This window comes from Pseudomonas sp. NFPP07 (genome assembly GCF_900115645.1).
GTDB lineage: Bacteria > Pseudomonadota > Gammaproteobacteria > Pseudomonadales > Pseudomonadaceae > Aquipseudomonas > Aquipseudomonas chlororaphis.
This window is the reverse complement of sequence record NZ_FOXG01000012.1, coordinates 67231-88917: the sequence shown is the minus strand read 5'-3', so window position 1 is coordinate 88917 and position 21687 is coordinate 67231. Positions and strand designations below refer to the sequence as shown.

Here is a 21687-nt window from a genome sequence, read left to right as displayed (position 1 = left end):
ATATGTACGACCTTCAAGGCAAAGTGGTTCTGATCACCGGCGCGGCTGGCGGCATCGGCGCCGCCAGTGCACGTGAGCTATATGCGCACGGCGCCAGCCTGGTGCTAACCGATACCTCACAGGAGGCGGTGGACAAGTTGGCCCAGGAGTTCAACGATCAACGAGTGCTGCCACTGGCGTTTGACGTCACCGACGCCCTGGCGGCCAAGGCGGTGATACGCCAGACAGTCGAGCGCTTCGGCCGTCTCGATGTGGCCTTCGCCAATGCCGGCATCTCTTGGCGGGGAGTACCTGCGACCCTGCGCACCTGCGACGAAGCGGAGTTCCGCCGCATCATTGAGGTGGATCTGTTCGGTGTGTGGCACACGATACGCGCGGCACTGCCGGAGGTCGTTCGCAACCGGGGCCAGATGCTGGTCACGTCATCGGTCTATGCCTACTTGAACGGCATAGCCAACGCGCCCTATGCCGCGAGCAAAGCAGCAGTGGAGTCGCTGGCCCGCTCGCTGCGCGCTGAGCTGAGTGCGACCGGAGCCAGCGCCAGTGTGCTTTATCCCGGCTGGACGGCGACCGCTATCGCCAAAGTTGCCTTCGGGGGTAATGCCATCGCCACCGAGATGAACGAGACCCTATTGCCAGCCTTCCTGCATCGGGCGATACAACCGGAACTGGTGGCACGTGGCGTGGTGCGCGGTCTGCAAAAGCGCCAGCCGCGCATCGTTGTACCGGCTCGCTGGGCGCCCATCTCCCTGATGCGCGGCCTGTTCAACGTTTTCACGGACTGGCATCTGGCACGCGATACCCACCTGCAACGGTTGCTCCACCAGTTGGAAGAAGAAACCGTTCGCACCCAGACCCAGGTTGATGCCCACTACTTGCTTAAGGTTCACCCATGAAAAGCTACTCGCTGAACGACCGCGTCATCGCCATCACCGGTGCTACCGGTGGTCTCGGCAGGGCCGCCGCGCAAGCCCTGCGCGACAAAGGCGCGAAGCTGGTCTTGCTGGATCTCGATTTGGATAGCTTGAATGCCATGGCTACCACCCTGGGCGGGCCTGATGTCGCTGCCGGTTGGGTGGCCAACGTGCGCTCAATTGAGAGTCTGGAAACAGCGCTGAAGAAGGCCGCGCAGCACTTCGGCGCAATTGATGTAGTGATCGCCGGTGCTGGCGTCAGCTCGGTAGTCGCCCTGGAGTACATCGACCCCGCCACATTTGACCGGGTCATCGATATCAACCTCAACGGCGTGGCGCGCACCTTCCGCGCTGCCCTGCCCTATGTGAGGGCGCGCCAGGGCTATCTACTGGCCATCTCGTCCATGGCGGCTTTCGTCCACTCGCCGTTGAACACGGCCTACACCGCCAGCAAGGCCGGAGTCTGGGCCCTGTGTAACAGCCTGCGCCTGGAGCTTCGTCAGCACGACGTGGGCGTCGGATCGTTCCACCCGACCTTCTTCCAGACGCCGATGATGGAGGCGGTCATCGACGGGCCGTCTTCTACCCTGGTCTGGAATAACCATCAGGGGGTCTGGCAGTTCGTTGCGTTGGAACAGGTGGTGGCCGCCCTGGTGGCGTGCATCGAGCAGCGGCGTGATCTGGTAACGGTGCCACGCAGCCAAGGGCTGGTGGCGAAAGCCCCAGGCTTGCTTCGTCGGCTTATCGAGTGGATCGGTTTCGAGCCTGGAAAAGTCGCAGAAGCGGTAAGGCTCAGCAAAGAGAGCAAGGGCCTGTGAGGTATGAGTGTGCATCCTTCAGGAGCCGTCACCATCGCTACCAAACGAAAGGGTGGCGGCCGTACGCAGGTTGGTAGACCGGTGCACTAGGAACCCGGCGCGCACGAATGCGCCCTACGCACGGCCACCATAGAAAGCGTAGGCCGGAAAAAGCACCTCACTGAAGGTGGCGCCTTGCGCCCAGTGACAACATCGAGCCAAAAAACCCGGTCGCTGATTTGCAGCGACGGGCAAAGGTCAACGTCACATTCTTTACCGCGCAACCTGAAAGCGGCGCCTGTTTGTATCTGGGGGTTAATGACGGTTCACCTACCCGCCCACTCCCAATCAATAACGAGAAAGGCCCGCGATCTCCATCGCGGGCCCTGTTAGTGAGTCACGTTACGCGGTCATGTCCAGTTGGCCGCCAGCACAGGCTGCAAGGCGTGTTGCTCGGCCGCGCCGAAGGTCATGGTCGCCGGTGCTGCCGGCGCGAACGCCGCCATGGCCTGGACCAGGTTTTCCACATCGTTGCCCAGCAAGCGGTGACGGTCGCCGGTCATGATGTCCCGTGGACGCTCGGGGGTCGCGGCGTACCAGTTGTGCAGCGTGACCTCCTGCTGGCTGCCGATCACCGAGATCTGCAGGTCCTGCCCTTCGTGCTGGAACCACAGGCGCTCGGGGCTGATGTCCTGGCCGAACACCAGCTGGCCCATGCTGCCGCTGAACTCGAGGTCGTTGACCCCGTGCCCGACTTCCACGGTGGGCATGCTGCCGCTGACCAGCACCTTGTTGTTGCCATCGCCCAGCTTCACCGTGGCGAAGGAGCCGCTGTCGGTGATGCTGTTGTTGCCATGGCCGACCGTGAGCTTATTGATGTCGCCGGCGATCACGTTGTTGCCGTTGCCCAGGGTGATCTCGGCGCGGCTGCCCGTCACGTTGACCTTGTTGTCACCGTTGCCGGCCACCAGCTTGGCGCTCGATGCCTCGACGTTGATGGTCTTGCTCTCGTCGCCCAGGCTGACGTTGGCGAAGAAGCCCTTGACCGTCATGGTGTTGGGATCGCTGGCCACGGGCGCAGGATCGACGCTCGGCAACGGGCTCAGCGTGAGCGGGTCGCGCGACGAGCTGGTCACCGGGTCCACGGTGGTGGGCGTTGGACGCGAACGGATTCTGTCGCGGATCGAAGCGTACGAGAAATCCTCGGTGTCAGTCACCGATGGCACCGGGTCATCGAACTTGAGCCACGGGTTCGACGCCGTCGGGATATCGGGCACGGTGACCCGCGGACGACTCGGAATATCCAGGTCGCGGTGGCTGGTATCGACCACCGGGATATCGGGAATCACAATCGGCCGCGGGCTCGGCACATCCACCGGCGTGCGTCCCCCTTGATCGCGGCCGACCGGGCCAATGTCCGGCAGCTTTGAAGGCTGCAACGAACCGACGCCACGCTCGGCGAGAATCTGCTCGATGGTCTTGTGCTCGGGAACCGTCGGCCCCTGGTTGCCGCCACGCTCGGCCAGGATCTGCTCGACGGTCTTGTGTTCCGGCACTTTCGGATTCAGGTCGACACCGCGTTCGGCGAGGATCTGCTCGATGGTCTTGTGTTCCGGCAGGGTGATGTCCGGGATCGTCACCGAAGGTTGCAGCACCGGATCGACCACTGGAACGCTGACGGTCGGATGCAGATCGACAGGCGGCAGCGGCGGCACCACGACAGGCTTGTCGACACCAGGACGCTCGACAATCGGCGTCAGCGTACCCGGTACAGTCACCGTCGGCTGTTCCACCGGAGCCACCACCGGGCCGACTGGCGCCACCACCTGCGGCGCATGCTCGGCGAAGATGAAGTCCGAGGCACTGACCTGCGCCACATCCAGCGCATCCAGGTACAGCAGGTTGACGTTCGAGTCGGCGCCCTGGGCGCCGTTACGCGTCACATACACCCCGTGAATCTGCGTCAGGCCGTTGAGGGTCGCGCGATTCTTGTGCTCGAGGGTCAGCTGGCTGAAATCGGTCACCCCGGTCTGGCGCAGGTCGATCTTGTCGATGCCATGACGGAAGCCGCGCAAGGCGTTGTTGTAGTCCTTGACGCCCGACTGGGCCGCCACCACGAACACATCCGAAGTCGCGCTGTCATGGCTGTAGATAGTGCCGCTCAACGAAGCCACCATCTTGCCCTGGGCGTCGCTGCTGTACATCACGCCCTTGCCGCCGCCGTTGAGCAGCACGGTGCCCAGGCCTTCCTGCGGCTGGACCGCCGAGGCGTCGCTGTTGACGTAGGCCGTCGGGGCGACAAAGGTGTCCTGGAACTTGAAGTTCGCCGCGCCGATCCCGGCCAGCGACTGGTTCTTCAGGACAATGCTCTGGCCCTTGGCCAGGTCGATCTTGACGTCCGCGCCTTGCTGGCTGAGCACCAGGTCGGTGAACTTCTTCCCGGCAAAGCCCACCAGGTCGATGATCTCGCCCCGGGCGGCCTCGAAGTGGCTGATGACATCGCTGCCGCCATCGCGGCGATGGACCACAAAGAAGTCCTTGCCCGCGCCCCCCGTCAGGCTGTTGTTGCCACGCCCACCGTCGAGCAAGGCATCGGCATTGCCAGCCACCAGCACATCGTTGCCGTCGCCGGTGACGATGTTCTGAATGCTCGGCGGATTTTTCACCGTCAACGCCGCGCCGCCGAGGCTGACGACACCGGTCAACAGGTTGACCGAGCTATCACCCGACACCGCCGCCGCGTTGAGGGTATTGCGCCCGCCCGCGACACCGTTGACCGCATCGTCCAGAACGCCACGGTTGGCATGCCCGACCACCGACTTGAGGTATTCGTCGGTGTAGAAGTAGGTGTCGTCCGGGGTGCTCTTGCTGCCGTACAAACGCAGAGACCAGGCATTGAGCGTGACCGGCAGGCCGGAAGCCGAATCGCTCACCTGCAAGGTCCAGTTGCCCGCCGAGCGTTCGCCGAAGTCATGGGTCGTCATGAAGGTGTATCTGAACGCTCCCGACTGCGTGCTGCCAAGGTCTGTGGCGCTCGCCCCCGGCATGCCGTCCGGCACCTTGCCCTGGCGGTTGAGCAGGACGCTCTGGGTACCGTCGGGCGAGATCAGCTTGAGCGTCAGGTCGCCAAGGCGGCCCACCTGGGCGTCGAAATCGATCTCGACGTGTTCCACATTGAGGCCGGCATTCATGGCGATGGACGAGCTCAGCGTGCCCCCCGCCGCCAGGTTCTTGCCCAGGGCGCCGCTGGAGGCGCTGTAGACATACTCGTTGGCGCCGGTGCTCTGGGTCATCCAGGCTTCGGCCAAGCGCACCGCGGCCCGCGCGTCGACTTCGCCGAAGCCGTAGTCGTTGCTGGTATGCATGCCGCCGCCGTTCCAGTTGTGGGCGGCGTTGTCGCTCCACTGCGTGGACGGGTCGTTGATCTGGCGTGCCGAGAGCGCAAGGATCTGCTGCACGTCGCGGTAGCCCAGGTTCGGGTTGGCCTCGAGCATCAGCGCGACGATGCCGGAGACGATCGGCGCGGCAAAGCTGGTGCCCTGCATGCTGGTGTAGTCGTTGCCGAAGGTCGAGCCACGGTCGGTTTCCAGCATATGGCTGGTGGACACCACGTTGCTGCCCGGCGCCGACACCAGCAGGCTGGCGCCCGGGTTGGAGAACGGCGAGGAGCCGATCTGCAGGGTCGACAAGTCGCCCTGGGCATTGATCGCGCCGACTTCCACCGAGAAACGGTTGTTGTTGGTCAAGGAGCCCTGGGCATTGCCGCCGGTCGCGCGGCTGTTGCCGCCGGCCGCGACAATGATCGTGCCCAGGCCACCGCGACCGTTACTCGCGGCGTACTGGGCATTCATGCTCAGCGCCGTGGCGGTGTTGACGAAGCCGTCCTGGAAGCTGCTGAGGGCGAAATCGTTGGTGAAGCCCCAGCTGTTGTTGGCAATGTCGAAGCTGACCATATGCCCCAACCCGGCGAGGTCGGCGCCGCTGTTGGCCAGGTAATAGCCGCCCAGCGTCGCGCCGTAGGCCACCCCTACCCCGCCCGTGCCATTCTTGGCCGCGACCATCACCCCCGCCACCATGGTGGCGTGGTTGGACACCAGGCCCGGCAAGCTGCCGTTGCCCTGCTGGGTCTGCAGCCAGGCCTGGTCGACGTTGGCGGCCAGGTCCGGGTGGGCGATGTCGAAGATCTCGGGCGCGGTAGCGAACTGGCCGCCCGGCTCGAACTGGCCGATGCGCACGCCCTTGCCGGTGTAGTCCTGCCAGACCGGCAGCACGTTGGTATCGCTGAGGTACCACTCCTGGGCCGCCAAGGGGTCCAGCGGCACTTCCGGCGTCAGCAAGGTCACCCCGGCGCGCATCGGCGCGGTCTGCCCGCTGCTCAGGTCCACCACCGAAGCCGACAGGTTGCCGGCGGCATCGACCACGCCGTACTTGAAGCTGAGCAGGCCGGTGTAGCGGGCATCCGGAGTGAAGAGCACGTCGCCCTGGGCCGTGAGGCTGACAGAGCCGCCGACCGCGTCGCCGACGTTGGCGATGCGCAGCGCGCCCTGGCTGTTGAGGTGTTGATCGTTGGCCAGCAGGCTTTGCGCGGCAATCAGGTGAGGCTGGGTCCGGTTGAAGGCCTTGCCGTCCTTATCGAGGCTCAGCACGTCGGCCACCGGCATGGCGTTGGGGGTCTGCAGATCGACCGCCGAGATATCCGAGAAATTCAGCTTCTGGATGTTTTTCAGGGTCACCGTACCGTCGCGCCCGGCGACCTTGTCGGCCACCTCATAGCCGCTGGCGGTGCGGGTGATGCGGTAGTCGCCATGGTTGCCGTGCAGGGTCACCAGGTTGATCCCGCCATCGCCGTCGATGGTTGCGTTGCCGTGGCCGACTTCGATCACGTCATTGCCCGCGCCGCCGAAAATCCGGTCGGCGCCGCCACCGGCGTGAATGATGCTGCCGCCTTCGGCGGCGTAGATCACGTCGCCCTGGGGCCCGGCGTAGATCACCGCCTTGCCGCTGCCGCCGATGATGGTGTTGTGGCCGCTGCCGCCGACCAGCACGTCGCTGCCGCCACCGCCCACCAGGGTCGAATTGCCGGAGCCGCCCTTGATGAAGGCGCTGCCGTTGCCGCCGCTCATGATCGTGTCGTCACCGCTGCCGCCCTGGGCAATGGTCAGGCCGGCCTGGGCCATGTTCAGCACCACGCCTTTGTCGCCGACGACGATCGCCGTATCGTGGCCGCCGTTGCCGTGGAGGTTCTTCATGTCGTCCGAGGCGCTGACCACAAACACGTCGTCGCCCTTGCCGCCGACATAGGTGTTGCTGCCGCCGCCACCCACCAGCCAGCCACCGGCCGGCGCGGCGATCAACGTGTCGTTGCCGCTGCCGCCGTACAGGTTGCCCACGCCCAGCTGTGCGGCGTCCAGGGTTTCGCCCGTGGTGCTCTGGCTGGCATAGGCGGTGGTGGTGATGCCGTTGCTGGTCGAGGTCACCTTGGTGCCCGCGCCCTGGGCGCTCAGGGTGTTGCTGACCGGGTCACCGAGGAAATCCACCGCCAGCGCTTCCTGGCTCTTGCCATTGATGGTGAACGAACCGGTGGCGAGCACCCGGTTGCCGTCCCGCACTTCGGTTTGAGTGGACGCCGCGGCCCGTACGTTGATCCGGGTGATGCCCAGCTCAGCCAGGGTCTTGAGTTCGCCGCCATCGACTTTCGCGTCATGGGTGCCATCGACCCAGACCCGCAGCTTGCTCCAGATCGGATCGCGCTGATCGATCACGCCATCCTTGTTCGCGTCCTCGCTGGCCAGGGCGGCGAAACCGTCCTTGAACTTCGCCTCGCCCGCCGCGCCGTTCACGCCGGCCTTGCCGCCGTAGTACTCGGAGAACATCTGGCTGACGTCCTTGATCTGGCCGCTGCCATCGTCGATCACCAGCATGCCGGTGCTGCGATCGGCCCAGCCGCTGCGCTTGAGCGTGCCGCTGTGGTCGGTGTCGAACAGCACGCCGTCACGGATGTCGGTCATGTGCACGCCGTTGCCGGTCAGGTCCAGCAGCAGCGGGTCGACGTAGGTGTTGAAGGTGGTCATGGCCGACAGGCCGTTCAAGGTCACGGCGTTGCGCAGGCTGAAGTCCGGCTTGGTGCTGTCCGGGGCCTGGTAGAAATTCGACAGGTAGGTGTTGGGCCGGGCATTGGGGTCGAGCTGCATCTCACCGGGACGAATACCGCCCGAGGCCAGGCTGGACATCTGGGTCGAGGTGAAGTCGGTTTTGTTGAGGATGCCGCCGACGGCAAAGATATTGTGCGTCGCGGCGTTCTGGATATAGCCGTTGGCGACGTCCTGCTGGGCTTTGCTTTCGCCCTGGATGTGTTGTTGGGGTTGGGGGGATGGGTTGATGTCGATGTTAATAAGATTAGGGACCGACATATCGGGGGCCTCGTCAACTATCAGCCCACGAACCCATTTGTAAACTTGAGATGTCAGACTAGTAACAACGGTCCAGTCTCCCGAAGGAGAGTCGACCCGGTTAATCCAGTTCATTGCTATTTGCTTGGTTTCAGCAGTACCTATACGAGCAGCTAACGCCATAAGCTTGTCTGTCTCGTAAGAAAGCGCAAGCTCCCACCCAGGACTGCCGGCAAAGTCCAAAACATTACCCCAGTAAACTGCCCGGCTATTTTCACCCAAAACTTCAAATACAGAATTCAATGTCCAAGCGTCGACTGACAATCCATTATTATCAAAAACCTTACGATGAAACCCCCAAGCTTCTTCATAAGTTATATCTGCGGAAACAACTCCTTTGGCGTCCAGCTTGTCGCTCAATGTGCTGACGTATTCGCTAGCCATTTGCCTACGAATCCGATTCACATCGTCTTCGGACATAACATGACCTGCATCTGCCGCTGTTGTCTTCATGAAGTTGATTGCCACTTCCCCTGCTATAGAGTTCCCCTTTGCAACTCCATTAGCAAGCACAGCATACTTATACCCTCTGACAGCCAGGTAATCATACATTGCGCCGGGCCCCGCCGAACTCAACAGTGCTTTCGCATAATCCAAATCTACAACCGTTAATCCTTGCGGCACAAAGACTCTCCCTATTTCTCTACTTTAGACAGAACAAATTCTTCCGTTAAACTTACGATACGTTTCCAGGCCTTTAGCTTTTCCGGTGTGAAGCCAACCTTCATGAGTGCATCAAGCTGACTAAAAACAAACTCTCCCCGACAATTATAAAAACCTTCCCCTACCTGATCACCGAGGCATTCAAACACTGCTTGAACCTCTCCGCCCTCTTCACTCCAATAATAACCATTCAGAATTTCTGGAAAGCTCCTGTCTTTGCGCTTAACAAAATAGAGCCCTAACTCCTCAATATAAGTAGCACCTTCGACTTCCTCTCCTTTTGCAGTCCCCAGAAGGGCAGCAAGTCGTGACCTCAAATCAAAGCCCTTGTACTTAATAGGTGAAACTACAATTTCCAAGCCATCAAACCTCAGCCCCTCACTAAAGTACTTAGACTGGTTCGCGGGTTGAAAATCTGGCCAGGACACGACCATAGGCAAGGAAGTCATATTTGCATCACACGTTTTTTCACTATGAAAAGTATTTTTATCCCACGAACTCTCGCCTTCATACTCGGCCCAAAAAACAACATAGTTACGAGGCACTACTATTACCCGCCCTGAAAGGCGACCACATATAGACTGCGTCGACACCGGCTCCACACTTTCTAAAACCTTCGGAGAAAAAATTACGATAAAAATGTAATAACAAAGCCCTACCAACAGGAAAATCGCAACAAAAAATCGAAGTAGTTGCCATACAAAAATGAACGCTTTAAACAACAACCCCTTTAAAAAACCCATCTCTTCCCTCTCTTCTTTTTTGCATGCCCCAACCACTGCCGCTTTAAACTTTTTCTGGGGTCAGCCCTCTTTTATTTCACCATTTACTCAGCAACCAACTTATCAAGAACACTCAGGGCAAACTCATCCACTGCCCTTACATCCGTAAGTTCCTTTGGGTATTGGTAGAAAACCCATAATCCGCTGCCATACAGGCGGTTCGCCCGGACCGTCGCCACGTAGTCCGAGACATACACCGAGACACCGTCTTTCCCTGTGAACTTGCGCTCCTGAAAACCACCGACCTCATAACCCTCGACCCCGTCCGCCAGCGCCACGGGATGCTTGCCGCGCAGGTGCCTATCGGCATCGAAGCCTTCCATGGAGATACGTTGGATAAACAAGGCTATCGGGTAACGGCTGCCCTTGGCGTCGTCGCTGACCACCTCTGCCGTTGGATACTCGAGGGTGAATTCGATGCCGCTGCTGCCGTCATAACGCACCAGGCGACAGGCCTGCGGGCTCATGGAGAATCGAAAGGCAGGCACGTCGTGCTGGATGGATGAAAACTCACACCCGGTAAAAACACTGCCCTCCCCCGTTGAGTGAAGTTTCATATAGGGGCTGCCTTGCGTGGTTGGCAGCAAGGAGTACAGAAGCAGCACGACTGCCGCTGCCGCACCCAGCCAATACAGACTTCGGCTTACGGATCTGGCCATACCGGTTACTCCCCACACACTGAAAAAATCATTGATGCCTGGCGATACGCCGGGAACTTCACTTCAACCGTCCTAGCGCTCGCGCAGGCTCTCATCCACATGCTGTTGCAAGGGACTCAGGAAGTAGTCGATCACCCGGCGCTGGTCGGTCTTCACTTCCGCGGTGATCGACATGCCCGGCGACAGCGCCACGCGTTGGCCGTTGACCATCAGGTGATCGGACTTCAGGCGAATGCGGCTGCTGTAGATCGGCCCGCGCTTCTCATCTTCGATGGCGTCGTTCGAGACATTCAGCACTTCGCCGTCGACGGTGCCGTATTTGGTGAAGGTGAAGGTTTCCACTTTCACCGTGACCGGCTGGCCGGCGCGGACGAAGCCCACGTCTTTGTTTTCCAGCATCGCTTCGACTTCGACCGGTTGGTCGGCGGGCACTATGACCATCAGCGGCTGGGCCGGGGTGACCACGCCACCGACGGTGTGGATCGCCAGTTGTTGCACGGTGCCGTCCACCGGGGCCTTGAGGCTGGTCAGGGTTTCCTGGTAACGGGCCTTGGCCAGTTCCTGGACCAGGCTCGCGGCTTTCTGATTGGCTTCCTGTTGCAGGTCGAGCATGGCCCGGCGGTTCTGCGCGACCACGCCTTCGCGCCGGCGCCGCGCCTCGGCCTGGGCGGCGCTGGACTGCAAGACACTGGCCTGCTGCACGCTCAGCTGGCGCAGCAGGTCGAGGCGCGCCTGCTCCTTTTCCAGATACTCGTGGCGCGCCACGTACTGTTGCTCCAGCAGCCGCCGGTAGTCCTCGGCCAATTGCGTGGCGATCGGCACGGTTTGCCGCAGGCTGGCCACCTGGGCCTGGGCCGACTGGATTTCGGCGCTGCGCTGGAGGATTTCCGCGTCCACCAGCTCCAGGTTGCTGCGGTACTCCTGGTACTGCCCCTGCAACCAGCGCTGGGCGCTCTGCACCTGCTCCGGGTTGGCGTTGGCGCCGGCGTTGGCAAGCGGGCCGAGCAGCGACGCCGGCGGCTGTTGCTGGTTGATCGCCTCGAGCATGGCCGCGCCACGGGCGCTGTCGACGCGGGCCGCCAGCAGCTCGCTCTGGATCCGCCTGACGTCGGCATCCGCCGCCGTCGGGTCGAGTTCCACCAGCAGCTCGCCGACTTTCACCGCCTGGCCGTCACTGACGTGGATCGCCCTGACCACCGCCGTTTCGCTGGACTGAATCAGCTTGGTCTTGCCATTGGGCACGATCTTGCCCGGCGCGACCGCCACCACTTCGATCTTGCCAATAAAGGCCCACAGCAAGGCCAGCACGGCAAAGCCGAGGATGCTCCAGATAAAGATCCGCGGCGCCGGGTGCACGGGGGTGTCCTGCAACTCCAGGGCGGCGGGCAAAAACTGCGCCTCATGGGGCAGGCGCTGCACGCTGTCCATGCTTTTGCGCTGGCGCCAGGCGTGCTGCCAGGCGTCGCGGTAGCGCTGCAATAACGAAGGAGTGGCGCTCATGGGCAATCGGTCCTTGAATCCGGATGGCATCCAGCCCCGCCCCTGCGGCGAGGGCGGCGGCCGAACAAATAACCTGTGAATCGGGCGCTGTTCAGCCCTGCTGCATGCGGTGCAGGCGCGAATAGTGGCCGGCCTGGTGCGCCAGCAGTTCGGCATGGTTGCCCTGCTCGACGATCTGCCCGCGGTCGACCACCAGGATGCGATTGGCGTCGCGTACCGCCGATAACCGGTGAGCGATGATGATCACCGTGCGCCCGGCGCAGATGCTTTGCATGTTCTGCTGGATGATCCGTTCGGACTCGTAGTCCAGCGCACTGGTGGCCTCGTCGAAAATCAGGATCCGTGGGTTGCCGATCAAGGCCCGGGCGATGGCGATGCGTTGCCGCTGGCCGCCGGACAGCGAGGTGCCATGCTCCCCGACCATGGTGTCGTAGCCTTCGGGCAACTCCAGGATGAATTCGTGGGCCCCGGCCATGCTGGCGGCATGCATCACCGTTTCCAGCGGCGCGCCCGGATCGCTCAGGGCGATGTTTTCGCGGATGCTGCGGTTGAACAGCATGTTGTCCTGCAACACCACGCCGATCTGCCGGCGCAGCGAGGACACGTCCGCCAGCGCCAGGTCCATGCCATCCACCAGCACCCGTCCACGCTCGGGCACGTACAGGCGCTGGAGCAGGCGCGTCAGCGTGCTTTTACCCGAGCCGGAACGCCCCACCACGCCAATCACCTCGCCGGCGGCGATCTGCAGGTTGATCCCGCGCAGGATCTCCGAGCCGTCGGCGCGATAACGGAAATGCACCTGGTCGAATTCGATCTGCCCCCTGAGGGGCGGCAAGGCGCTGCGGGTGGCCTGGGAAAGCTCGGTGCGGGTATTGAGGATATCGCCCAGGCGCTGCACCGAAACACCGGTCTGCTGGAAGCTGGTCCACAACTGCGCCAGGCGCATGATCGGGCCGCTGACCCGGCCGGCCAGCATGTTGAAGGCGATCAGTTCGCCCACCGAAAGCTGTCCGTCGATCACCAGCCGCGCGCCCAGCCAGAGGGTCGCCACCGTGACCAGCTTGCCGATCAGCGACACGCTCTCGTTGGCGATGGTGGACAAGGTCTGGGTCTTGAACCCGGCCGCGACATAAGCGGCCATCTGGTTGTCCCACTTGCGAATCGCCTGGGGCTCGACGGCCATGGATTTCACCGTGTCGATGCCGTTCACCGTCTCCACCAGGAACGCCTGGTTCTCCGCGCCGCGGGTGAAGCTGTCCTGCAAGCGGGCGCGCAGCAACGGCGTGACAAACAGCGAGACCAGCACGTACAGCGGCAGCGACAACAGCACCACCAGGGTCAGCCAGCCGCTGTAGTAGAACATCACCAGAATGAACACCAGCGAGAACAGCACGTCCAGCAACAAGGTAATGGCGTTGCCGGTCAGGAAGCTGCGGATGTTCTCCAGCTCACGCACCCTGGCCACCGAATCGCCGACCCGGCGCGCCTGGAAATACGCCAGCGGCAGGTTGATCAGATGACGGAACAAGCGCGAGCCCAGCTCCACATCGATACGGCTGGCGGTATGGGCGAACACGTAGCTGCGCAAGCCGCTCAAGGCCGACTCGAACAGCATGATGCCGAGCAACCCGGCGGCGATGACATCCAGGGTGGTCAGCCCGTGGTGCACCAGCACCTTGTCCATCACCACCTGGAAAAACAACGGCGTCACCAGGGCAAACAGCTGCAGGGCAAAGGACACCAGCAGCACCTCGCCCAGCAACTTGCGGTATTTGACGATGGCGGGAATGAACCAGGTGAAGTCGAACCGCGAGGTTTCCCCCGGCACCCCGGCTTCGGAACGCAGCAGCACCAGCTCGCCGGTCCAGCGCGCGGCCAGGGTTTCGAAGGAGATCACCTCAGGCCGATCCGCACGCGGGTCCTGGATCAGCGCCTGGCCCTGGTCCAGCTTGGCAATGATGAAAAACCTGCCGTCGCCATCGACCGCGATCGCCGGCAATGGCGTGCGCTCCAGGCGTGCGATGGAGGTGCTGACCGACTTGGCCCTGAGCCCCAGCTTGCGGGCGGCGAGCAGCAGTTCGCGCTGGGTGAACGGCTGGTTCTCTGGAGCGAATTCATGGGCCAGTTGCTCGGCGGACGCCGCCACCGAATGAAACCGGGCCAGCATCACCAGACAGACCAGGCCGGTGTCTGGCGTGGGCGACTCGGCGCCCCTTCCTTGTTCGCTCATAAGCTTCCATGCATGCCGCGTTGCGGCCGTAAAGTCCTAATATTTCAAGATGTTATATCAAACAAGAAACAATTAGTATCAATACGACATCATTGATTGAGATTTATTTCATTCATCTGTATGAGTTGCCCGTCAGAGCGCCTTGCGCTCCTGCGGTGGCAGGAAATCCCGATCGGCGTCGTAGTCTTTCGTCAGGTACATCGCCAGGTCGCTCAGGTCCTTCGGGCTCAGGGTTCCCGCCGCCTGCTTGAGCTTGAGGGTGTCGATGATGTAGTCGTAGCGCGCGTTGTTGTACTCACGCACCGCGTTGTACAGCTGACGCTGGGCATTGAGCACATCCGCGGTGTTACGCGAGCCCAGGTCCCGCCCGACCTGGTTGGCCTTGACCGAGGCCTGGCCGGAACGAATCGTCTGCCGCCGGGCAATGACCTGCTCGATATCGGAATTCACCGCGCGATAGAAATTGCGCGTGTTCTGCACCACTTCACGGCGACGGTCCTCGCGCTCGTCTTCACTCTGGGCCAGCCGCTCGGTCGCCTCGCGCACCTGCGAGCGGGTCATGCCGCCGGAGTACAACGGAATATTCAGCTCCAGGCCGATGCTGCTTTGCGTGACATTGCCCCGATAGCCATCGCGCCCGAAATCGGTGGGGTTGCTGTAGCCGAAGCTGTCGTTTTCACCTTTGCGCCAGGACGCCACCGCATCGACGGTCGGCGCATAACCGGCCTTGCGTTGGCGGTTGGTTTGTTCGGCGGCAATCACCGCGTAACTGCTGGCCTGCAACGCCAGGTTCTGGCGCACCGCGCGGCTGACCCATTCGTTGGCATCGTTGGGCACCGGCAGCTCCACCGGCAGTTGATGCTGAATGCCTTCGATCGTCGAATAGTCCTGGCGAGTCAGGCGGGACAAGGCCTCGAAGGCATCGTCGACCTTGCGCTCGGCGAGTTTGCGATTGGCCCCGGCGTTGTCATGGGCGGCCTGGGCGTCGAGCACATCGGTGATGCTCGAGGCACCATTTTCCAGGCGGGCCTGGGCCTGTTGCTGCTGGCGCTTGAGCGCCGCTTCCTCGGCCTTGGAGGCGGCGAGCAGGTCCAGGGCGCGCAAGGTTTCGAAATAGGCCTGGGCCGTGGTCAGCACCAGCCCCTGCTCCTTCGCGCTCAATTCAAGCTCGGCCTGGGCGGTGCTGGCATGGGCGGCTTCCAGTTGAAACCAGCGATCGGCACGAAACAGCGGCTGGTTGAGATTGGCCTGGAATACCCTGGTGCTGCGCGTGCGGGTCAGGCCAGGCTCATCGCGCTCCAGGCGCACCGATTCCACGGTGCTGCCGGCATTGAGTGTGGGGAGCAAACCGGCCCGGGCCTGGGGGACGCTTTCGCGCTGGGCCTGGTACTCGTGGCGCGCCGCGGACAGCTGGGCGTCATGCTCGACGGCCTGGCGGTAAACCTGCAGCAGCTCGGCGCGCTGGGCACCGGGATCGGCGAAAGCCGGCATCGTCGCCATTGCCAGGATGAGCAACGGCGAGAAAAAACGGGGGGAGTGAGTCATAACAATCCATGTCGCATTCGGGTAAAACGGTTCAGCCAGGCTGATCAGGGCGCGCATCCTACGCCGTGACCTGGGCTGTCACAAGCAACAATTATGGCTACTAGCCATCATTTTCTCAGGAATCTGCTCAGATAAAACCGAATTACTCCCTGGCTTAGGCCTACAAAAAACCAGAATCGTCTTATTTATCGACCCACCATAAACCCCGCATGCTTCGCCCCCGCCAATCTGCACAGCACCTGAGCGCCACCTTGTTGTCCAGCCCCTGACAATAAGCCCGTTGCCGGCTCAAACCTGCCCTGACCGCTGTCGCGCATGTCGCGCGCCACGCCACTCACCCACAGGACCCCAGCTGCCATGACTTTTACCCTCAACGGCCGCCACCTTTTACTGGATCAGCTGCCGCCGAACACCCCATTGCTGTATGCCCTGCGCAACGACTTCGGCCTCAATGGCCCCAAGTACGGCTGCGGCCTGGGCCAATGCGGCGCCTGCACGGTGCTGGTGGACGGCATCGCCGCCCGCTCCTGCACCCTGCCGCTGTCCAGCGTGCAAGGCAAACACGTCACCACCCTGGAAGGCCTGGTGCAGGAAGAGCGCCCGCACCCGGTGCAACAGGCGTTCATCGATGAGCAGGCCGCGCAATGCGGCTACTGCAGCAACGGCATGATCATGACCCTGGTGGCGCTGTTCGAGCGCGAACCCGAGGCCGACGAGCAACGAATCAAGAACGAGCTGGCCTACAACCTCTGCCGCTGCGGCGCGCACTTCGAGATCCTGCAAGCGGCGGCACGAGCCCGCCAACTGCTGGCAGAGCGGGGTCGGCCATGAACGACCTGCCGTTGACCCGTCGCCGCCTGCTCCAGGCCGGCGGCCTGATCATGATCAGCACCCTGCTGCCCAAACCCCTGCTGGCCACGGCCGAGATTCTTAACTCGAGCGCATTGCCAGCGGACCCGACGCCGGACCACGTCGACAGCTTTATCGCCCTGGACGCCGACGGCCACGTCACCGCGTTCTGCGGTCATGTCGATCTCGGCACCGGGGTACGCACCGCGCTGGCACAGATCGTCGCCGACGAACTGGATGTCGACTTCGAGCAAGTGCGGATGATCCTCGGCGACACCGCCAGAACCCCGGACCAGGGCCCGACCATCGCCAGCGCGACCCTCCAGGTCAGCGCCCTGCCCCTGCGCCAGGCCGCCGCCCAGTTGCGCCAGTGGCTGCTGGAAGGCGCGGCGGAAATCCTCGACCAGCCGATTGCCGGGTTGCGGGTCGAGCGCGGACAGATCTACGTCAGCGCTCTCCCTACACGACGCCTGAGCTACGCCGAACTGGCCCGCGGGCAGGACCTGCACCTGCCCCTGGACCCACGCGTCGAACTCAAGGCGGTCGGCGCCGGTCGTTATGTCGGCCAGTCCACCCCGCGCGTGGACATCCCGGCCAAGGTCACCGGCCAGCTGACCTATGTCCACGACCTGCGCCTGGACGGCATGCTCCACGGCCGCGTGGTACGCCCGCCCTACCCCGGCGCCGACGCCAGCGCGCCATTGGGCCACGCGCTGATCGCGGTGGACGCGGCGTCCATCGCGCACTTGCCGGGCATCGTCAAACTGGTGGTGATCGGTGACTTTGTCGGCATCGTCACCGAGCGCGAGGAGCAGGCCATCGACGCCATGCGCCAGCTCAAGGTCCAGTGGAAACCCTGGGACGCGCTGCCCGACCTGCGGCCGGACATCCTGCGGGAAACGCTCCTGGCCCACCCCAAGCAGGATCGCGTGCTGCGCGACGATCCCGGCATCGACAGCAGCCTGGGCACGCTCAACAGCCCGCTCAATGTCGACTATGTCTGGCCCTATCACCTGCATGCCTCCATCGGCCCCTCCTGCGCGGTGGCGATGGTCGACGCCGAGCGCGCCGAGGTCTGGACCGGCAGCCAGAACCCCCATGACCTGCGCAAGGACATCGCCCTGTTGCTGGGACGCGCGCCGCAACAGGTACAGATCAACCGCATGGAGGCCTCGGGTTGCTACGGACGCAACTGCGCCGACGACGTGGCCGCCGATGCCGCCCTGCTCTCCCAGGCGGTCGGGCGCCCGGTGCGGGTGCAACTGATGCGCGAACAGGAAGCCGGCTGGGAACCCAAGGGCACCGCGCAACTGATGCAGGTCCGCGGTGGCCTCGACGGCAAACGCGAAGTGGCCGCCTACGAATTGAAAACCTGCTACCCTTCGAACAACGCCCGCACCCTGGCGCTGTTGCTCACCGGCACCGTCGCCAACCGTCCCGACATCCAGCAGATGGGCGACCGCACGGCGATCCCGCAATACCGCTTCCCACAGATGCGCATCGTCTGCCAGGACGCCGCGCCCATCGTCCGCGCCTCGTGGATGCGCGGGGTTTCCGCGCTGCCCAATGTCTTCGCCCACGAATCCTGGATCGACGAGCTGGCCTATATCGCCCGGCAGGATCCGATCGCCTTCCGCCTGCGCTACCTGGACGACCCGCGCGCCCTGGCGCTGATCGCGGCGCTGAAAAAACAGGCCGACTGGCAGGACGGCAGCGCCCACCGCCACCCAGCGCCACCGTCGCAGGAATGGGTCAAGGGCCGGGGTTTTGCCTATGCCCGGTATTTCCACAGCAAGTTCCCCGGCTTCGGCGCCGCCTGGGCCGCGTGGGTCTGCGACCTGAGCGTCAACCGGCGCACCGGGCAGATTCGCCTGGACAAGATCTTCGTCAGCCACGACTGCGGGCGCATGGTCAACCCGGCCGGCGTGCGTCACCAGGTGCACGGCAATATCGTCCAGTCGTGCAGCCGGGTGCTCAAGGAATACGTCAGCTTCGACCGCTCCGGCAGCACCTCCCTGGAATGGGGCGGCTATCCGATCCTGCGCTTCGACGAATTGCCCGAGGTGGATGTGCAACTGCTGGACCGCCCGGAAGAACCGTCCATGGGCGCCGGCGAATCGGCCTCGGTACCCAGCGCGGCGGCCATCGCCAACGCGATTTTCGACGCGGTCGGCGTGCGCCTGCGGCAAGTACCCTTTACCCCGGAGCGGGTGTTGCAAGCCTTGCAGCGAGCCCCCGGCACTGACCGCCTTGGCCAGGAGGCTCGCCCATGAGCAAATTCAAGAGCATCGCCGGCTGGAGCCTGATCACCCTGAGCCTGGCCGCCACCGCAGGCGCCTTTCTCAGCTGGCAGCCGGCCATCGCGCCGCTGGACAATCACGACACCCAGTACTTCAGCCATGAGCAAGTCGCCCGGGGCGAGCAACTGGCGGCCGTGGGCGATTGCGCGGTCTGCCATACCGCGCCGGGCGGGGCACGCAACGCGGGCGGCCTGGCCATGCGCATCCCGTTCGGCACCCTGTACAGCACCAATATCACCCCCGATCCCGAGACGGGGATCGGCAGCTGGTCCTATCCGGCCTTCGAGCGCGCCATGCGCCACGGCATCGACCGCAGCGGGCGTTACCTGTACCCGGCATTCCCCTACACCGCCTTCACCAAGACCCGCGACGAAGACCTCAAGGCGCTCTACGCCTACCTGATGAGCCAGCCGCCGGTCCGCCACCAGCCACCGCAAACCGACCTGCATTTCCCCTTCAATATTCGCCCGGGCATCCTCGCCTGGAACTGGCTCTACCTCAGGCCCGGCGCCATGGCCGACGATCCCGGGCGCAGCGCCCAGTGGAACCGTGGCGCCTACCTGAGCGAGGGCCTGGGACATTGCAGCGCCTGCCACTCGCCCCGCGACCCGCTGTTTGGCGAACGCGGCGGCCGGCGCCACCTGAGCGGCGGCGTTGCCGAAGACTGGAGCGCCCATGCCCTGGTCGGCGGCAATGCCCCGCTGGCCTGGACCGAACAGGACCTGCTGGACTTCCTGCGCCACGGCTACAGCCCGCGCCATGGTGTCGCCGCCGGCCCGATGGCGCCGGTGATCCACGAAGGCCTGGCGCAACTGCCGGAAACCGACCTGCGGGCCATCGCCCATTACCTGTCCAGCCTCCAGCCGGCCAGCACCCCGCAAGCCAGCGCCGCCACCCTGAACCACCAGGCCGAGCAACGCACCGAGCCCCTAGGCTCCCCCGGCGCCCGGCTGTTCTCGGGGGCCTGCATGGCCTGCCACGCCCAGGAAAAAGGCCCGACCCTGACCGGCGTGCGCCCTTCTCTGGCCCTCAACAGCAACCTCTACGCCGACAGCCCCGACAACGCGATCCGCGTGATCCTCGAAGGCATCGCCCAACCGGCCAACCCGGAACTGGGCTACATGCCCGCCTTCCGCCACAGCCTCGACGACCAGCAGATCGCCGACCTGCTGCGCTTCCTGCGCCAGGATCTGGCGGGCCAGGCGCCCTGGAAAGAGCTGAAGCAACGCGTCAGCCAGATACGCGCCAGCCTGCCTCTGGGTTGACCCCTTCCCGGCCATGAAAAAGCCCCGCATAAGCGGGGCTTTTTTATCGTTTCTGTTTGGTGCTCAACCAGATAAGACATCACGCCTTGAAGCCCGGCAAACCATGCGCGGCACGCCATGCTTTTACAATTTGCGTGACACCTTCGGGCGAGTTATCTGCACCCTCTTCGGGGTAGTAGATGAGGTCGGAGCCTGCCGGGTGCTGGCTGACTTTCTTGAAGTGCAACAAAAGCACGTCCGCACGAGCATCTGTTTCATCTTCCTCGTCTGCTCTACGAAGCTCCTCCAAAAGCTTGATGAACTCGGACTCTGTGTAATCAGAGAACGTGTTTTTCATGAGATCGTCTGTCATTGCTAACCTTTTTCACTTCCTATGAAGATCAATGTGATTTCGTGGTGTTGACTCTTAAGTTATCAATGTCATACACGCCACCACCCTCGGACACTCTTTCGAGGTGGTGTAACTCATACGACATTCTCCCACCAATGCTGTCTATCTCCCTTGCACGAGGAGCTCTGCCGCTACGCACACGACTAATGTTTTGTTTGACGAACTGCTCAACAATTGCCGTCTCTGCAATCGCTTTCCAAAAAGCGGCTCTGAATGCATTAAAGCTCTTAAAATCACGCCCTCTCAAGGCATCGCCAACCTCTTTCGGAATCGGCACCCCTACCCCCGAATTCGCACCGATCAACCAAACACCCTGTATGTCCTCACCCTCACCGGAAGCGGTTCCGGGAGTCTTCCGGACATTCATCACAATGTAGAGCGGCTGTACCCCTGAACCTGGCGGGAACACCAGGATGAAGTCCTGGTATTCCGGCGGATAGAGCGGATTGACGATGATGGTATCCGCCTGCTCGGTGGGCGGATAAATCCAGATGGGGGGCGCTTGCGGTGCAGCCTCTAACGGTGGGATACCCGAGGTGCCGGAAGGGTCGAGCGCCGGTGTCCAGATCAGGGTGACGCCATCGCCGAGGTCGGCCACCTGCTGCTGATCCCGGATCTGAAACCGGACCACGGGAATCATTTCCCAATCGCGGCGCTTCTCGGTGTTGTAGCCATAGCCCTTGAGCGTGCCGTCGGCTTGCTCTTCGATATGCAGTCGAACCCGGGTCCGACCTGCATTGAGCGATTTGAGCTGTTCCTCGGTATACAGGGCGCTGTCGCCCAGGCTCGACGGTGCGAGCATGGCGATAACACCGAGCAGGCTTCCCGCAACCACGCCAGAAGTAACAGCACCGCCTCCAACAGCAGAGCGGCAAAGACCACCGCACGATACTCCAGCAGACGCCAGTGCATTTGCACCGAGCATGAAGCTGCCTGATGCCGCCGGGATGTTCCCGCTGATCTTCCTCAGACTGAGGTTTCCCGCCGCATCGGTTTCACGCCCACCCAACAACGCAAACTCGCCGTACTCCTTGACGGCCTCAGTGGGGATGAAGGAGCTGGCGTAGTTGATAACCCCGTCAGCCAGCTTGCAGGGTTTGGTAAAGGAGCATCCTGCAGTCGGCGGTTGGGTTTCTGCTTTCGCCGGCAGATCCTTGTACTCCGCCCAGCGCTGGGCCCCCAGATCGACCGGTTCGATCCCCTTGTTGCGATAGCCCTTCGGGCTATTGGCGACGTAGCCACTCATCCATGTTGCTCCCCATTCCCCCAGAAAACCTCACACCGGCTATGCCTGGTGCGAGGCCTCCTAACTTGGCGAATCGGGTGGCTCCTGGAAACTTGGA

General features: G+C 62.9%; 12 protein-coding genes and 1 pseudogene. 5 read left to right on the top strand and 8 right to left on the bottom strand.

The features are described from left to right. Window positions 1–2: 2 nt before the first annotated feature. Window positions 3–896, top strand: a complete 894-nt coding sequence (locus BM019_RS27230; protein WP_092421788.1) for an SDR family NAD(P)-dependent oxidoreductase — start codon at window positions 3–5, stop codon at window positions 894–896. Next, window positions 893–1732 (top strand): SDR family NAD(P)-dependent oxidoreductase, encoded by an 840-nt coding sequence (locus BM019_RS27225; protein ID WP_009044699.1) that lies wholly within the window; start codon window positions 893–895, stop codon window positions 1730–1732. The genes BM019_RS27230 and BM019_RS27225 overlap by 4 nt, the downstream gene beginning before the upstream one ends. Window positions 1733–2121: 389 nt before the next feature. On the opposite strand, the gene BM019_RS27220 is transcribed toward BM019_RS27225, so the two are convergent. From BM019_RS27220 to BM019_RS27195, 6 genes are all read right to left on the bottom strand, one after another. Then, on the bottom strand, window positions 2122–8121 hold the full coding sequence (locus BM019_RS27220; RefSeq protein ID WP_092421785.1) for a S8 family serine peptidase: 6000 nt from the start codon (window positions 8119–8121) through the stop codon (window positions 2122–2124). A gap of 674 nt (window positions 8122–8795) precedes the next feature. Continuing rightward, window positions 8796–9566: a hypothetical protein gene (locus BM019_RS30640; protein WP_139217395.1), complete on the bottom strand. Its 771-nt coding sequence runs from the start codon at window positions 9564–9566 to the stop codon at window positions 8796–8798. Window positions 9567–9649: 83 nt separating this feature from the next. Beyond that, entirely contained in the window at window positions 9650–10264 is a 615-nt protein-coding gene (locus BM019_RS27210) for a hypothetical protein (protein WP_092421779.1), read from the bottom strand. 72 nt (window positions 10265–10336) lie between these two features. Continuing rightward, a complete protein-coding gene (locus tag BM019_RS27205; RefSeq protein WP_092421776.1) occupies window positions 10337–11764 on the bottom strand; it encodes an HlyD family type I secretion periplasmic adaptor subunit in 1428 nt (475 codons plus the stop codon). A gap of 91 nt (window positions 11765–11855) precedes the next feature. Continuing rightward, window positions 11856–13994 (bottom strand): type I secretion system permease/ATPase, encoded by a 2139-nt coding sequence (locus BM019_RS27200; protein WP_092421773.1) that lies wholly within the window; start codon window positions 13992–13994, stop codon window positions 11856–11858. Between the two features lie 132 nt (window positions 13995–14126). Beyond that, entirely contained in the window at window positions 14127–15539 is a 1413-nt protein-coding gene (locus tag BM019_RS27195; RefSeq protein ID WP_092421770.1) for a TolC family outer membrane protein, read from the bottom strand. A 357-nt stretch (window positions 15540–15896) separates the two neighbouring features. Between BM019_RS27195 and BM019_RS27190 the strand changes: the two genes are divergently transcribed. The 3 genes from BM019_RS27190 to BM019_RS27180 are packed head-to-tail and all read left to right on the top strand — an operon-like array spanning window position 15897 to window position 19953. Beyond that, window positions 15897–16370 carry a (2Fe-2S)-binding protein gene (locus BM019_RS27190; protein WP_009044707.1) on the top strand — a complete coding sequence of 158 codons (474 nt, stop codon included), beginning with the start codon at window positions 15897–15899 and terminating at the stop codon, window positions 16368–16370. Further along, window positions 16367–18661 carry a xanthine dehydrogenase family protein molybdopterin-binding subunit gene (locus BM019_RS27185; protein WP_092421767.1) on the top strand — a complete coding sequence of 765 codons (2295 nt, stop codon included), beginning with the start codon at window positions 16367–16369 and terminating at the stop codon, window positions 18659–18661. Before BM019_RS27190 ends, BM019_RS27185 begins: the two co-directional genes overlap by 4 nt. Next, complete coding sequence (locus BM019_RS27180) at window positions 18658–19953, top strand: cytochrome c (protein WP_092421764.1); 1296 nt, start codon at window positions 18658–18660, stop codon at window positions 19951–19953. The genes BM019_RS27185 and BM019_RS27180 overlap by 4 nt, the downstream gene beginning before the upstream one ends. Window positions 19954–20032: 79 nt before the next feature. Here the strand turns inward: BM019_RS27180 and BM019_RS27175 are convergent, their stop codons facing one another. Both BM019_RS27175 and BM019_RS27170 read right to left on the bottom strand, forming a co-directional pair. Next, window positions 20033–20305, bottom strand: a complete 273-nt coding sequence (locus BM019_RS27175) for a bacteriocin immunity protein (RefSeq protein ID WP_092421761.1) — start codon at window positions 20303–20305, stop codon at window positions 20033–20035. A 12-nt stretch (window positions 20306–20317) separates the two neighbouring features. Beyond that, window positions 20318–21590, bottom strand: a pseudogene (locus tag BM019_RS27170) (S-type pyocin domain-containing protein). Between the last annotated feature and the right edge of the window lie 97 nt (window positions 21591–21687).

What these genes read in the sequence shown, in the direction of transcription:
- BM019_RS27230 (WP_092421788.1), top strand. Translation starts at nt 3, where the DNA reads ATGTACGACCTTCAAGGCAAAGTGGTTCTGATCACCGGCGCGGCTGGC.
- BM019_RS27225 (WP_009044699.1), top strand. Translation starts at nt 893, where the DNA reads ATGAAAAGCTACTCGCTGAACGACCGCGTCATCGCCATCACCGGTGCT.
- BM019_RS27220 (WP_092421785.1), bottom strand. Translation starts at nt 8,121, where the DNA reads ATGTCGGTCCCTAATCTTATTAACATCGACATCAACCCATCCCCCCAA.
- BM019_RS30640 (WP_139217395.1), bottom strand. Translation starts at nt 9,566, where the DNA reads ATGGGTTTTTTAAAGGGGTTGTTGTTTAAAGCGTTCATTTTTGTATGG.
- BM019_RS27210 (WP_092421779.1), bottom strand. Translation starts at nt 10,264, where the DNA reads ATGGCCAGATCCGTAAGCCGAAGTCTGTATTGGCTGGGTGCGGCAGCG.
- BM019_RS27205 (WP_092421776.1), bottom strand. Translation starts at nt 11,764, where the DNA reads ATGAGCGCCACTCCTTCGTTATTGCAGCGCTACCGCGACGCCTGGCAG.
- BM019_RS27200 (WP_092421773.1), bottom strand. Translation starts at nt 13,994, where the DNA reads ATGAGCGAACAAGGAAGGGGCGCCGAGTCGCCCACGCCAGACACCGGC.
- BM019_RS27195 (WP_092421770.1), bottom strand. Translation starts at nt 15,539, where the DNA reads ATGACTCACTCCCCCCGTTTTTTCTCGCCGTTGCTCATCCTGGCAATG.
- BM019_RS27190 (WP_009044707.1), top strand. Translation starts at nt 15,897, where the DNA reads ATGACTTTTACCCTCAACGGCCGCCACCTTTTACTGGATCAGCTGCCG.
- BM019_RS27185 (WP_092421767.1), top strand. Translation starts at nt 16,367, where the DNA reads ATGAACGACCTGCCGTTGACCCGTCGCCGCCTGCTCCAGGCCGGCGGC.
- BM019_RS27180 (WP_092421764.1), top strand. Translation starts at nt 18,658, where the DNA reads ATGAGCAAATTCAAGAGCATCGCCGGCTGGAGCCTGATCACCCTGAGC.
- BM019_RS27175 (WP_092421761.1), bottom strand. Translation starts at nt 20,305, where the DNA reads ATGACAGACGATCTCATGAAAAACACGTTCTCTGATTACACAGAGTCC.